This window comes from Streptomyces sp. NPDC002055 (assembly GCF_040296705.1).
Lineage (GTDB): Bacteria > Actinomycetota > Actinomycetes > Streptomycetales > Streptomycetaceae > Streptomyces.
This window is the reverse complement of the sequence record NZ_JBEOXS010000003.1, coordinates 148,839-163,191: the sequence shown is the minus strand read 5'-3', so window position 1 is coordinate 163,191 and position 14,353 is coordinate 148,839. Positions and strand designations below refer to the sequence as shown.

10 protein-coding genes are annotated in these 14,353 nt (G+C 67.3%); 9 read left to right on the top strand and 1 reads right to left on the bottom strand.

Annotated elements, in window-relative coordinates:
- Positions 1 to 147 precede the first annotated feature (147 nt).
- From ABT112_RS02720 to ABT112_RS02695, 6 genes are all read left to right on the top strand, one after another.
- Positions 148 to 2,268 (top strand): N-6 DNA methylase, encoded by a 2,121-nt coding sequence (locus ABT112_RS02720; RefSeq protein ID WP_351504760.1) that lies wholly within the window; start codon positions 148 to 150, stop codon positions 2,266 to 2,268.
- Between the two features lie 78 nt (positions 2,269 to 2,346).
- Entirely contained in the window at positions 2,347 to 4,443 is a 2,097-nt protein-coding gene (locus ABT112_RS02715) for a type I restriction-modification system subunit M (RefSeq protein WP_351504758.1), read from the top strand.
- Positions 4,440 to 5,708 carry a restriction endonuclease subunit S gene (locus ABT112_RS02710; protein WP_351504756.1) on the top strand — a complete coding sequence of 423 codons (1,269 nt, stop codon included), beginning with the start codon at positions 4,440 to 4,442 and terminating at the stop codon, positions 5,706 to 5,708. The genes ABT112_RS02715 and ABT112_RS02710 overlap by 4 nt, the downstream gene beginning before the upstream one ends.
- Before the next feature lie 7 nt (positions 5,709 to 5,715).
- Positions 5,716 to 6,957, top strand: a complete 1,242-nt coding sequence (locus ABT112_RS02705) for an AAA family ATPase (protein WP_351504754.1) — start codon at positions 5,716 to 5,718, stop codon at positions 6,955 to 6,957.
- Complete coding sequence (locus ABT112_RS02700; RefSeq protein ID WP_351504752.1) at positions 6,954 to 7,568, top strand: DUF4276 family protein; 615 nt, start codon at positions 6,954 to 6,956, stop codon at positions 7,566 to 7,568. Before ABT112_RS02705 ends, ABT112_RS02700 begins: the two co-directional genes overlap by 4 nt.
- Positions 7,569 to 7,574: 6 nt before the next feature.
- Positions 7,575 to 10,775, top strand: coding sequence for a type I restriction endonuclease subunit R (locus ABT112_RS02695; RefSeq protein ID WP_351504750.1), 3,201 nt, complete (start codon positions 7,575 to 7,577; stop codon positions 10,773 to 10,775).
- A 44-nt stretch (positions 10,776 to 10,819) separates the two neighbouring features.
- Here the strand turns inward: ABT112_RS02695 and ABT112_RS02690 are convergent, their stop codons facing one another.
- Entirely contained in the window at positions 10,820 to 11,233 is a 414-nt protein-coding gene (locus ABT112_RS02690) for an ATP-binding protein (RefSeq protein WP_351504748.1), read from the bottom strand.
- Positions 11,234 to 11,485: 252 nt separating this feature from the next.
- Here ABT112_RS02690 and ABT112_RS02685 point away from each other — a divergent pair, with 252 nt between their 5' ends.
- From ABT112_RS02685 to ABT112_RS02675, 3 genes are all read left to right on the top strand, one after another.
- Complete coding sequence (locus ABT112_RS02685; RefSeq protein ID WP_351504746.1) at positions 11,486 to 12,337, top strand: helix-turn-helix domain-containing protein; 852 nt, start codon at positions 11,486 to 11,488, stop codon at positions 12,335 to 12,337.
- 11 nt (positions 12,338 to 12,348) lie between these two features.
- The gene (locus ABT112_RS02680; protein WP_351504745.1) at positions 12,349 to 12,540 is read left to right on the top strand and encodes a hypothetical protein; all 192 of its coding nucleotides are present in this window, start codon (positions 12,349 to 12,351) and stop codon (positions 12,538 to 12,540) included.
- A gap of 81 nt (positions 12,541 to 12,621) precedes the next feature.
- Positions 12,622 to 14,238, top strand: coding sequence for a serine/threonine-protein kinase (locus tag ABT112_RS02675; protein WP_351504743.1), 1,617 nt, complete (start codon positions 12,622 to 12,624; stop codon positions 14,236 to 14,238).
- The last annotated feature ends 115 nt before the right edge of the window (positions 14,239 to 14,353 follow it).

Here is a 14,353-nt window from a genome sequence, read left to right as displayed (position 1 = left end):
AGCCGAGTGAAAGCACACCCAGTAGAGCTGCAACTGAAAGCACTGTCAAATGACACTTGAAAGCGACGTCAAACCGTTCACATCGGTTCGGCGTCGGTATAGAGTGAAGCCATCCAGCGCGCACCCCACGTCACCCGGCAGGAGCCCATGAACCAGCAGGCCAGTGCCCTCGTGACCGCCGCCGACATCTCGCGGCTGGCCGGAGTCACCCGGGCCACGGTGAGCAACTGGCGTCGTCGGCATCCCGACTTCCCGGCCCCTGCGGGAGGCACGGACACCAGCCCGACCTACGACCTCGACGCCGTGCGCGCCTGGCTCTCCGCCCGTGGCCAACTCCCCGAGGACACCCCGGCGGACCGGCTTCGCACCGCGCTGCGCACCCACCCCGGCGACGGCGATCTGGCCCTGCACCTGCTCCCTGCGGTGCTGACGGCTGCCCGGCTGGACAGGAGAGAGCGCCAAGCCCTTCCCGAACTGCGTGACGACGCACTGCTGCGATGGGCGCGGTCGGCTGCGGGCGACGGAGCCGAGGACATCCCCGGAGTCCTGGACGCCCCGTACAGCCCCGACGCGACCGGACCGCTGAGGGCCTTGTTGCGGTGCGTCGTCACGGATGGTGCCGAGGCCGCGGCCGCTGTCCTGGCCGAACGCCTACTGGAGGACACGGGGGGTGCCGGCACCTACCTCACGCCGCGCCCCCTGGCCACCCTCATGGCCCGGCTCCTGGCCGACAGCGCGGGTGCCTTCCCCGTCAGCGTTCTCGATCCCGCGTGCGGCACCGGATCGCTGCTTGCCGCAGCAGCATCCGCGGGCGCGAGCGAATTGCACGGCCAGGACCTGCTGGTCGCTCAGGCCGCACCGGCCGCCGTGCGACTCCGGCTGAACGCCCCCGAGGCGGCGATCTCCGTCCGTGCGGGGGACAGTCTGCGCTCCGACGCCTTCAAGGGCCTCACTGTGGACGCCGTCCTGTGCAATCCCCCGTACGGAGTCCGCGATTGGGGGCACGACGATCTGGCGTACGACCAGCGCTGGGCCTACGGCGTGCCGCCCAAGGGCGAGCCCGAGCTCGCCTGGGTCCAGCACTGCCTGGCCCACCTCACCCCCCGCGGCCGTGCCGTACTGCTCATGCCTCCCGCCGTGGCCGAACGCACCGCCGGCCGGCGTATCCGGGCTCAACTCGTACGCGACGGAGCCCTCCGCGCGGTCGTCTCGCTTCCGCAGGGCACGGCAACCCCGCTCCACATCCGCTTGCACCTGTGGGTGCTCGAACGACCCGATCCGCAGGCTGAAGCCCCTGGGACGGTCCTACTCGTCGATGCCGCCGCCGAGCACCGAGATCTCGCCGGGGAGACCGTCGACGACACTGTGCTCTCGGCGTGGCGGTCCTACCTCGCCGACCAGGACGGTTTCACGGGAGCCCCGGGCGTCGCCGCCGCGATGCCGGTCACCGACCTCCTGGACGAGGCCGTGGACCTGACCCCGGCCCGCCGCATCCGGACGGCTTCCCGGCAATCCCTCCGCCCCGCCCTGCTGGCCCGGCAGGCATCGGAGCTGTACGACCAACTCCGTGAAGGGGCAACAGACCTGATCGACCTCAGCGCCGACGGCGACTGGCCGCCGGCCGACGACCGGCCCCGCGACTGGCGCACCGCAACGGTCGCGGACCTTCTGCGCGGCGGCGCTCTCAGCCTGCTCCACACCACGCCCCTCGGCCGCCGGACCCGTAACGGCCAACCGCAGCCTCGGCCAGAAGCAGAAACCGGCGCACGCCCGGCGCTCACGGCTGCCGATGTCCTCGAGAGCCGGCCCGCCTCCGGAACGGAAGCGGACCTTCCCACCGGCGTCGCCCTCCCCTTGGTCCAGGAAGGTGACGTGCTGCTCACCGAGATCCTCCGCGCGGAACGCACCGCCGTGGCCCGGGTCGTCGAGCCGGTCGAGGCAGGCTTCTTCCTCGGGCCCCACCTGTTGCTCTTCCGCCCGGACCGGCGTCGGCTCGACCCCTGGTTCCTCGCCGGGTTCCTCGCGGCGGAGCAGAACGTCAACGCCGCCGCCACCGGCACATCCCTCGTCCGCGTGGACCCGCGACGCCTGCGCGTTCCCTTGCTTCCACTAGCCGAGCAGCAGCGCTACGGCGCCGCCTTCCGCCGCCTTCACGAACTGCGCACCGCGGCCCGCCGTGCCGATCGGGCCGCCGAGGAGGTCACGCGCCTCCTCGGCGCCGGCCTCACCGGCGGCGCGCTGTTGCCGGACGGTCACGGATCGGCGTGAAACGTGCGCCGCGGCGCCCCGAACGACCAGACTTGATGTCTCTGTCCCGCTGAAGCGGCGAACACCGGAAGGACTCCGTTGAACAGCAGTAAGCACACGGAACTGGCGAACCACGCGTGGTCGGTCGCCGACCTCCTGCGCGGCGACTACAAGCAGTCCGACTACGGCAAGGTGATCCTGCCGTTCACCGTGCTGCGGCGCCTGGAGTGTGTCCTCGCCCCGACCAAGGACAAGGTCCTGGAGGTCGCAGCCCGCTACCAGGACCAGGACCTCAACCCCGACCGCTTCCTGCGCAAGGCGTCCGGCCACAGCTTCTACAACACCAGCTCCTACACGCTGAAGGCCATCGCGGGCGACCCCTCGCACGCGGCGAAGTACCTCAACGAGTACTACGGCGCCTTCTCCCCCAACGCCCGGGAGGTCCTGGAGCGGTACGACTTCGCCCAGCAGATCAAGCGGCTGGACGCGGCGAACCTGCTGTACCAGGTGGTCGGACGGTTCGCCGACCTCGACCTGCGGCCGGTGAAGAGGGACGAAGAGGGCAATCTCGCGCTCGGCGAGGACGGCAAGCCGATCGAGATCGTCACCAACCACCAGATGGGCTACATCTTCGAGGAGCTGATCCGGCGCTTTGCCGAGCAGTCCAACGAGACGGCCGGTGAGCACTTCACACCGCGGGAAGTCATCCGGCTGATGGTCAACCTGCTCGTCGCACCGGACAGTGACGCGCTGGCCCTGCCGGGCACGGTCCGCACGGTCATGGACCCGGCATGCGGAACCGGCGGCATGCTCAGCGCGGCCGAGGAGCACATCACGGCCCTCAACCCGGACGCCACGGTCAAGGTCTTCGGCCAGGAACTCAACGCCGAGTCCTGGGCCATCTGCCGGTCGGACATGATGATCAAGGGGCAGGACCCGGAGAACATCAAGTACGGCAACTCGTTCAGCGACGACGGCTTCAACAGCGACGACTCCAAGAAGGACAAGAACACGCCCACCACTTTCGACTACTTGCTGGCCAACCCGCCGTTCGGCGTGGAGTGGAAGAAGGTGAAAGACGCGGTCGAGGACGAGCACGAACGCCTCGGTGAGAGCGGGCGGTTCGGGGCCGGCCTGCCGCGCATCAACGACGGCTCGCTGCTCTTCCTCCAGCACATGATCTCGAAGATGAAGCCGGTGGACGCGTCGGGGTCCGGCGGCAGCCGGATCGCGATCGTCTTCAACGGCTCCCCGCTGTTCACGGGGGCAGCGGAGTCGGGTGAGTCCAGGATCCGGCAGTGGATCCTGGAGAACGACTGGCTGGAGGGCATCGTCGCCCTGCCCGACCAGCTCTTCTACAACACCGGCATCTCCACGTACTTCTGGGTGCTCAGCAACCGCAAGGCCAGGGACCGGCGCGGCAAGGTCGTCCTGCTGGACGCACGCGACTACTGGCGCAAGATGCGGAAGTCGCTCGGCGACAAGCGCAAAGAACTGGGCGATCAGCACATCTCCGAGATCACGCGGCTGTACACGGAGGCGCTGGCGGTCCTCGACGCGGCGGAGAAGGACGGCGGCCACGACTTGGCCGACCGGGCCGGGAAGATCAAGGTCTTCCGCAACGAGGACTTCGGGTACCGCCGGATCGCCGTCGAGCGCCCATGGAAGCTCCGCTTCGAGGTGACGGAGGAAACGCTGACGGCGATCACCGCGTCGAAGCCGATCGCACGGGCGACGGACGCCGAGGAGTTCGTGGCGGCGCTGCGCCCGCTGGACGGCAAGTCGTGGACGACGAAGTCCGACGCGTGGATCGACCTCAAGGACGCGGTCGTCGCGGCCGGCCAGACGTGGCCGACGGGCGCGCCGTTCAACAGGGCGCTGCGGGAGGCGGTCGGCGTACGGGACCCGGAGGGCGAGATCCAGCGCGTCAAGGGTCAGCCGGAACCGGACCCGGAGCTGCGGGACTACGAGAACGTCCCGTTGGAAGAGGACGTGGAGGAGTACCTGAAGCGGGAGGTGCTGCCGCACGTTCCGGATGCGTGGATCGACCACACGAAGACGAAGATCGGGTACGAGATCCCGTTCACGCGGCATTTCTATGTGTATAAGCCGCCGCGGCCGTTGGCGGAGATCGACGCGGAGTTGAAGGCGCTGGAAGGCGAGATCCAAGCGCTGCTTGGGGAGGTGGCGGAATGAGCACCCTGCGTCTGCGACACCTCGCTGACATCAATCCATTGACGCCAGCTTTCAATCGCCTTGCGAACGAGGAGGAGCTCACTTTCCTCCCCATGGAAGCAGTATGGCCTGGAGAGAGGCTAGACCTCTCATGGCGTCGAACCAAAGCATCCGTTTCAACTGGCTACACCCGCTTCCAGAACGGCGACGTTCTTGTACCGAAGATCACGCCCACATTCGAGGCCGGACGGTCTGTCCTAATCCACGGTCTCCATCGAGGCGTGGGCGTGGGGAGTACGGAGCTTCACGTGCTCCGTCCCGGGCCGCTCATTGACCAGCGGTTCCTTTTGTACGTAGCGAATACACACAGCTTCCTCAAACAGGGGGAGGCGGAGATGTACGGTGTTGCCGGACAGCAGCGTGTTCCGGACAGGTTTCTGCGTGACCTACCAGTACAGCTGCCAACACTGGAGGAACAGCGCCGCATTGCCGACTTCCTCGACGCCGAGACTAATCGCATCAACGATCTTCAATGGAGAACTGCTCGTCAACTAGCGCTCCTCCAGGAGCAATTTCACGAGATGATGCGCCGCTGGACAACGGTCGGAAATGACGAGACGAGTCCGACAAGAATTCCGTGGATGCCCAAGATGAACTCTAATTGGAGCCTTCTCAAGGTAGGCCATCAGTTCATGACAGGAAGCGGTACGACTCCCACGTCAACGGTAGCCGAGTACTTCGATGGGCCCTACTGGTGGATCAACAGCGCCGACCTCAATGACGGAGAGGTCACATCGAGCGAAAAGAAGATCACAGATAGAGCCTTGAATGACTTCCCCGCGTTGAAACTCCACAACCACGGCTCTTTGGTAATTGCGATGTACGGGCAGGGCGCCACCAAGGGGAAAGTAGGATTGCTGGCAAACCAGGCATGCGTAAATCAAGCATGCTGCGTTTTGTCACCCACAGGAAGAATTTCGACACAATATGCTCGCTATTGGTTCCGGGCGCATAAGGAAAGCGTCGTTGCCCTCGCCCAAGGAGCTGGTCAGCCTAACCTCAGCCAGGAGTTGATCAGAAGTCTATGGATTCCCACCCCCGACATGACGGAGCAGCAGAAAATCGTATTCTATTTGACTGGAGCGGAAGAGCAACTGAGCCGTAAGGTCCAGCTACTCAGGGAGAGAGAGAACCTGCTCGCCGAGCGGCGCCAAGCCCTGATCACCGCCGCCGTCACCGGCCAGATCGACGTGTCCACCGCCAGCGGACGTGGGATCGAGGAATGATCGCGCCATGAGCCCCGCCGCGCCCCAGCCCCCGCTGCCATTCATCACCCGTGTCCGAGTCGACAACTACAAGTCCATCGCTCATTGCGACGTGACTCTCGGCCGGTTCACCGTGCTGCTCGGGCTGAACGCCGCAGGTAAGTCGAACTTCCTCGATGCCCTGCGCTTCGTACGCGACGCGCTGGTGAACAGCCCGGCCGAGGCCGTGGCGACGCGCGGCGGATGGGAAGAGGTGCTGCGCCGGGTCCCTGAGCCGACGACCTCCTGCACGATCGGTCTGGAATTCCACCTGCCGGCGATCACCCATGACGCGAAGCCATGGGTGGGGCGGTACGAGATCACCATTGCCCCGCAGACCGTCCCCGAGACGAGGCGCGATGCGGGGCCCGGTGTCCGTATCCAGCGAGAGTTGTGCGAGATGCGTCGCCCGGGCGTCGAGGGTCGGGCAAATGCAGAGCACTTCATGATGCGCGACCGCACCGGGAAGGGGCGTCGCCAGAAGCGACTGCAACTTTCACACCTGAGTGAGGGCGAGCCCTTCGCTGACCTTTTCGCGGCCCTCACGGAGATGTTCTTCTACAGCCCTGACCTGGCCAGTCTCCGCAAAGCCAGCCCGAACACGCCGACCGCCGGAGCCCTGGGTGAGGAAGGCGGCGACCTCGGCCCGGCGCTGGCCGCGCTCGGGGAGCAGGAGCGAGAGCGCGTCTCGCAGTACCTCGGGGTGATCGTGCCCGGTGTCGTGCAGGTCGGCCCCACGGACCCCTCCGCCGACTACATCGCAGCTCGGATCAACTTCGCCACCGACAGCGAGACGGAACCCCACGTCTTCCGCGCCGAGTCCATGTCGGAAGGGACCATCCGGGCCATCGGCCTGCTGACCGCGCTCTTCCATCCCGACGCCCGTGAAGACTTGATCCCACTCATCGCGGTCGAAGAGCCCGAACTCGCTCTGCACCCGCTCGCGGCCGGGGCCCTCTACGACGCCCTCACGGAGGCGAGTGAGCATGTGCAGGTCTTGGCCACCACGCAGAGCGCGGAGCTGTTCGACCGCAAGGAGGCCGACCTGTCGGCGATCCGCGTGGTCGCCGCCGAGCACGGGGTGACGGTGATCGGCGAAGTGGACCCGGTGAGCCGGTCGATCGTCGCCGACGGCCTGGCCACCACGGCCGAACTGCTGCGTTCCGACCAACTGCGCCCGGTCGTCGAACCCGCGGACCAGCCGGACGAGCAGTCGGAGGGTGAGGAGTGAACCACCCGCGGGTCACGATCGCCTCCGTCGTGGAGGGTGAGGGCGAGATCAGCGCGCTGCCCGTACTCCTCCGACGGCTGATGTACGAGGCGGAGATCTGGGACGCCGACATCCAGCCGCCCTTCCTGGTCGACCGCGGCCGGCTCGTCCGGCCGGGCGGGTTGGAAGCCGCCGTGGAAGCCCAGGCTCGACGCGTACCCGCCGACTGCCCGGGTGGCATCCTGGTCGTGATCGACGCCGACGACGACTGTCCGGCCAGCCTCGGGCCTTCGCTCCTGGCCAGGGCCGAGGCCACCCGCCCGGACCGCCGGACGGCCGTCGTGATGGCGAGCCGGGAGTTCGAGGCATGGTTCCTCGCGTCAGCGCCCTCCCTCGGCGGGCGGGCAGGGCTCGCCAGGCATCTGGAGGTCCCGGCCAATAGCGAGACATTACGCGACTGCAAGGGCTGGCTGACCCACCACCGGCGCGACGGAGTGCGGTACCGCCCCCGCGTGGACCAGGCGGCACTGACCCAGGACATGGATCTTGACCTTGCCCGCGCCAACTCATCCTCATTCGAAAAGTTCTGCCGCGACATCAAGTATCTGGTAACCGGAAACCGGGGGGAATAGCCGCTCATGCCCGTCCACGACGAAGCAGCCTTCGGAAACGCCATAGTCGCCGCCCTGCGGGAGCGCGGTTGGCGTGAAGGAAACCGACAGAACTACCGCCCCCACCTCGGCCTCGACACCGCCCAACTCTTCGAGTTCATCGGCAAGACCCAAGCCGACGAATGGGCCGAACTGATCGCCCTCTACGGCGGGGATCCCGACACTGCCCAGGCCGGGTTCGCCAAGCGCGTGGATCAAGCCATCGCGACCGACGGCGTCCTGGACGTACTTCGCAAGGGCGTGAAGGACCACGGCGTCCTGATCAGGCTCGCCTACTTCAAACCGTCGCTCGTCGCGTCGGACGCGGTCCTGGACGACTACCGGGCGAACCGGCTGACCTTCGTCAAGGAGCTGGAGTACGCCGCCAAACAGGCGGACAAGGGTAAGCGCCTGGACCTCACCCTCTTCCTCAACGGGATCCCGCTGGCGACCGCCGAGCTGAAGAACGCCCTCACGCGCCAGGGAGTAGAGGCCGCCAAGGACCAGTACCGCACGGACCGCGACCCCACCGAGCTGATCTTCGCGCGGCGCGTGATCGCGAACTTCGCCATCGACACGGACCTGGTGTTCGTCGCGCCGGAGCTGCGCGGCAAGACGACACGGTTCCTGCCGTTCAACACCGGGTCGGAGGGCCCGGGGAAGCCCGGCGGCGCGGGGAATCCGGCGCCCACCGTCCCGGGGACGTACGCCACCTCGTACCTCTGGGAGCAGATCTGGGAGCGGGACACCTGGCTGGACCTGATCGAGCGGTTCGTGCATCTCAGCAAGGAGAAGGGCGCGGACGGCCGGACCCGCAAGAAGCTGATCTTCCCGCGTTACCACCAGTGGGACATCGTCAAGAAGCTCGCCCACCACGCGGCCCTCCACGGCCCCGGTCACAACTACCTGGGCATGGCCTCCGCCGGCTCCGGCAAGTCGAACACCATCGGATGGCTGGCGCACCGCCTGTCGTCGCTGCACACGCCCACCGACCCGGCCGAGATCGACCCCGATGCCCTGGCCGCCGGACTCAAGCCGGGTGCACCCGTCTTCGACAAGGTCGTCATCATCACCGACCGCCGCAATCTCGACGCCCAGCTCCGCGAGACCGTCGGCAGTTTCGAGAAGACCGCCGGTCTCGTCGTGAAGATCGACGAGAAGCACGGCGCGAAATCCGACCAGCTCGCCAAGGCACTCTCCCGCGAGGCCGGGAAGATCATCACCGTCACGCTGCACACCTTCCCGGCCCTCATCGACTACCTGCGCCGCAACCCCACCGAGATCCAGGGCCACAACTTCGCGATCATCGTGGACGAGGCGCACTCCTCCCAGTCCGGCGGCGCGGCCACGGACGTACGCGCGGCGCTGCGTGACCTGGGCCTGGACTCGGACTCCGACGAAGCCGGGGCGACCAACGCGGAAGCAGAAGCCGCCACCGATGCCAAGCTCCGCCGAAAGGCCATCCAGCGCAGCAAGGCCCCGAACCTCTCTTACTTCGCGTTCACTGCCACGCCCAAGGCCAAGACGCTCGAACTCTTCGGCACCCTGGAGAGCGTCGACGGCAAGCCGACGTACGTCCCCTTCCACACGTACTCGATGCGCCAGGCCATCGAGGAAGGCTTCATCCTCGATCCCCTGCGCACCTACGTCACGTACGACACGTACTGGAAGCTGGTGAACAAGAACCCGGACGAGCGCGAGGTCGACCCGTCCAAGGCGAATCCGCTGCTCGCCCGGTACGCACTCACGCACGACTCCACCGTGACGCAGCAGGCGCAGGTGATCGTCGAGCACTTCCGCACGCACACCGCCGGCCGGCTCGGCGGGCGGGCCAAGGCCATGGTGGTGACGGCCTCCCGGCACAGCGCCGTGCAGATGGCCCGCGCGATCAGGAAGTACGTCGACGACCAGGCGTACGCCGACCCCGGTGTCCTGGTCGCGTTCTCCGGCAGCCTGACGTACGACGGCGTGGAGACGACCGAGCCGAAGGAGAACGGCGGCCTGGCCGAGTCCGCGCTGCCGAAGGCGTTCGCGTACACACGCAAGGACGACAAGGCCGTGCGCACCGGTGGGAAAGCGACGCAGCGCGAGTACCGCATCCTGGTGGTCGCCGAGAAATACCAGACCGGCTTCGACCAGCCACTCCTCACCACGATGTATGTGAACAAGAAGCTCGCGGGCATCAGCGCCGTCCAGACTCTCTCCCGCCTGAACCGCACCACCGACCGCAAGTCGCAGGCGGACCTGGCCGTACTGGACTTCGTCAATGACGCCGAGGACATCAAGGAGTCCTTCCGCCCGTACTTCGAGGAGGCGAACACTCTTCCCTCCGACCCCAACCTCCTCTACACCGCGCAAAGCAAGGTCATGCAGCCCGACATCCTCGTCGACGAGGAGATGCGAGAGTTCGCCGGTGCCTACCTGGAGGCCGAGGAGAAGGCCGCGGGCTCTGCGGCCCGTTGGGAGAAGCTGCACGCGGAGCTGTACCGGCATCTCGGGCCCGCCGTCGAGCGGTTCACCGAGCTGCTGGACCGCAAGGACGAGGCGGGCGACGCGGACGAGGACGCCCAGGAAGCCGCCGAGCAGTTCCGCGCGGACCTCAACGACTACGTGCGGAAGTACGGCTTCCTCTCGCAGATCGTGTCCTACCGCGATGCCGACCTCGAATGCCTCTACCTCTACGGCCGCCACCTGCTCAACCGTCTGCCACGACGGGGAGACGGCGGCGTGGACATAGGAGACGTCGACCTCAGTCACCTGCGCATCCAGAAGACCGGCCAACACGACCTCGCGCTGACCTCGGAGGGAGCGGCGGAGCTACGCGGCTTCGGTGAGGGTACGGGTGGTGCCAAGGAACAGGAGAAGTCGCTGCTGTCGGAGTTGATCGAGAAGTTCAACGACAAGTTCGGCACCGACTTCACCGATCAGGACGTGCTCACGCCGTTCGACGAGGCAAAGGCGGACCCGAAGGTCCGCGCCGCCGCCGTCAACGACGAGGAGAACTTCGGGCTCGTCTTCGACGAGGTCTTCGAGGACAAGATGGCCGAGCACATCGACACCATCGCCGACATGGGACGCCAGTACTTCAGCCACGACGACAGCTTCAAGCAGTCGCTCAACCAGAGTGCTCGCCGGGCGGCTTGGCGGATGATCCGCCGGGAGGAGAACATCGACGACGAGGCGGCCTGACCTGCCCGGCCTTCCGGCCCCTCCCGGCCGACCGCTCCGCCGGGTCAACCGCCCTGGCGAAAAGAGAGGCCCGCGATCACGGATGTTCCGCGCGTGGGGCGGGGCCGGACGGTCCAGGCGGTGGCAAGGCGGTCGACGAGGAGCAAACCCCGACCGCTCTCAGAGTCCGTGTCCGGGTGGGTCAGCGCGGGCTTGCCCGTACCTGGGTCGGAAACGGCCAGCCAGTAGTGTCCGTCGGCGGGCCACAGGACGAGTTCGATGAGGTCCTCGTCCTCCCGGCACGCGCCGTGACGGATGGCGTTGGTGACCAGCTCTGAGGTCAACAGGACGAGGTCGTCGCCGAAGTGGGGCCGAAGGACGTGCGGCAGCGATTCCGTGACGGCGTGCCGGGCCCGCCGTACGGAGGTGGGGTGGGCGGGGAAGCGCCAGTGGACGGGTACGAGGGGGATCTCGGGCATGGCGAACTCCACGGATGTGCGAGGGATTTGGGATCGCCGGTGGCCTACCGCCCTGGGCGCGGACACGCCCGTCCCAGGGCAGGCGGGCATGCTCGCGCGGTGCACTTCCGGCATTGCGGTGTGTAGCTTGCGCGATACTTACAGTAGGACACGAGGGGCCATATTTGCCATGCTGGCCGCAATAATGGCCTCGATGCGATGAACTTATGCCCATCGGACCCACGCGAGGCCCCGCGGTACGGAAGGAACGACATGCCACCAAGGACGATCCTCACCCAACGTCAGAAGCGTCTGGGAAGTGAATTGCGCAGGGTGCGCACCACATCTGGCATGTCCGCGGAGTACGCCGCAGGACTCCTCGGCGTCGACCGAAGCAGGATCTCCAACATGGAGTCCGGACTACGCGCGATCAGCGCCGAACGGTTGCGCACGCTGGCCTGCAACTGCGACTGCACCGACGAGAAGTACATCGACGCCTTGGCCGAGATGGCGGAACCGAGCGAAACAGGATGGTGGGAGCGCTACCGGGGCAGCTTGCCTCAAGGCTTGCTGGACATCTCCGAAACTGAGGCCAACGCGGTACGTTTGCGGGGCGCGAACACCGTGCACGTACCGGGGCTGCTCCAGACATCGGAGCACGCCATGGCCATCTTCCGCGCCGTCGTCCCCCAGCTTCCCGAGCATGAGGTCGCTCTCCGCCTCGCGCACCGTTCGGAGCGCCAAAAGGTGATCACCCGCAACAATCCGGCCCCGTACGTGGCCGTGATCCACGAAGCGGCGCTTCGCATGCAGTTCGGCGGGCGAGACGTCACCCACGCACAGTTGGAGTACCTGCTGGAGGCCTCCGAGCGGGACAACGTCACCGTCCTCGTCCTTCCCTTCAGCCATGGCTCCTTCCCCGGAGCAGGGCATACGGTCGTCTACACCGAGGGGCCTGTGCGACAGCTCGATACCGTGCAGGTGGACAACTCTCATGGACCAGCATTCCTGCATGCCGACGGTCAGCTTGCGAAATACCGGGCACAGCTCGACCTGTTGGAAGGCTTGGCACTGTCCCCGGAGCGGTCCCGCGACTTCATCCGCCAGATCGCCCAACAGCTATGAGGAGAAGCCAGATGGCCGACATCACCTGGGAAGCACCGCTCTGCGGCGAGGGCAGTTCCTGCTTCCGCCTCGGCACCGATGCCGACGGCAACGGCTACATAGCCGTCAGCGGGCAGGAGGAGCACTACCTCACCGACTCCCGCGAAGCCCTGCGCACCCTCATCACCGAGATCAAGGCCGGCAAGGCGGACCACCTGCTGTAGTACCTGCCGTGCCCTCCGTCGCCAGCGGTACCGTGTACTGCAATCGACTGACGAGGCATCAGGGCGACGGGGGCGCAACGCGTGGCGCAGGCCAGGAGAATCGGCGAGCAGGGCCGCTATGAGCTGATCGCGGAGATCGAGTCCGGCGGTATGGGCACGGTCTGGCGCGGCTACGACGCCGTCCTCGACCGGGAGATCGCGGTCAAGCTCATCCGGCCCGACGTCGTCGCATCACCCGCGCAGGCGAAAGAGTTCGCCCACCGCTTCGAGCGCGAAGCGCGCGTCACCGCACGGATCGGGCATCACGGAGTGCCGCAGGTGTTCGACGCGGTATTGGACGAGGCGTCGTACGACCGGCTGTATCTGGTGATGGAGTACGTGCGCGGGATCTCCCTGCGCAGGGTCCTCACGGGCGCGGAGGACGGAGCGGCGGTGGGGCTCCCCGTGAGCTGGGCCGCGTCGATCGCTGCGCAGATCTGCACGGTCCTGTCGTACGCCCACGCGATCCCGGTCGTGCACCGCGACCTGAAGCCGGACAACATCCTCATCGCCGCGGACGGCACGGTGAAGGTCCTGGACTTCGGCATCGCGAAGCTGCTGCACACGGACGTCACCAGGCTCACGGCCACCGGCAGCCGGATCGGTACCAGCCGCTACATGCCGCCCGAGCAGATCGACTGCGCGCAGATCACGCCGCTGAGCGACCTCTATGCGCTCGGTTGCGTGCTGCACGAACTCCTCGCCGGTGAGCCGGTCTTCAGCGGCGACAACGACTACCAGCTCATGAATCAGCACATGGACGTGCCGCCGACGCCGTTGCGCGCCCTGCGGTCCGAGGTGCCGGAGGACCTGGAGGCGCTGACCCTCGACCTGTTGGCCAAGGCGCCGGAGCAGCGTCCGGCCGACGCGTACGCGGTGTACGAGCGCCTGTGGCCGCACCTGCCGCAGCCGGGTTCAGCGGCTGTGCCCGTGATCTTCACCGACGCTGACTCTCCTTCCGCAGTTCCCGACCCGACGGTGGTCTACAGGCAGCCGAACGCCCCCCTGCGGCGGACCACGGTGCCTGCGCCGTCACCCGAACCGGCGGCTCCAGGGCCGGTCCCGGCGCGCGCCGACACCGCGCTGCGGGACGCGATCCGGGACGCCTACTCCCGGTCGGCAGACCTCGCCGAACGCGGGCGCTTCGCCCAGGCCGCGGATGTCCTCAAGGCGGCGATCGCCGAAGCGGCCACCGCCCTCGGCACGCACAACTCCCGAGTACTCAACCTGCGGCAGCAGCGCGCAGCGATCCTCATGGCCGGCGAGGACTTCCGGCGTGCCTTGCCGGAGTTCGACGCGCTGGCCGCCGTCTACGCCCGTACGGCGGGACCGGCCGGCGTCAGCGCGCTGGAGTGCCGCCGGCACGCCGCCCACTGCCGGGCCAACCTGGGCCAGGCCACTGCTGCCCTGCGGGAGTTCCAGACAGTCCTGGAGGTCGTGTCCGACACGGACGGGGACGCCTCCGAGACCGCTCTCGACCTACGCCGCAGCATCGGCGTCATCCTCTTCTCCGAAGGCCGCCGCACCGAGGCCGAGGGCGTCCTCGACGCTCTCCACGAGGACATGTGCGTCATCCTCGGCGAAGATGACGAGGAGACCCGCGAGATCGCCGACCTCCTCGCCCGGCTGCGCCGCCCGGAGGGGCCGGGCCCCTACTGACGTCCCGCCGGTGCGGTACGTGTTCCTGCGGTGCGGCCTGCGCTCCTTCACGGGAGGTGCGAGAACGGCAACACCGTCGGCCAGGTCGCCAAGGACATGTTTCGCGAGCTCTCGG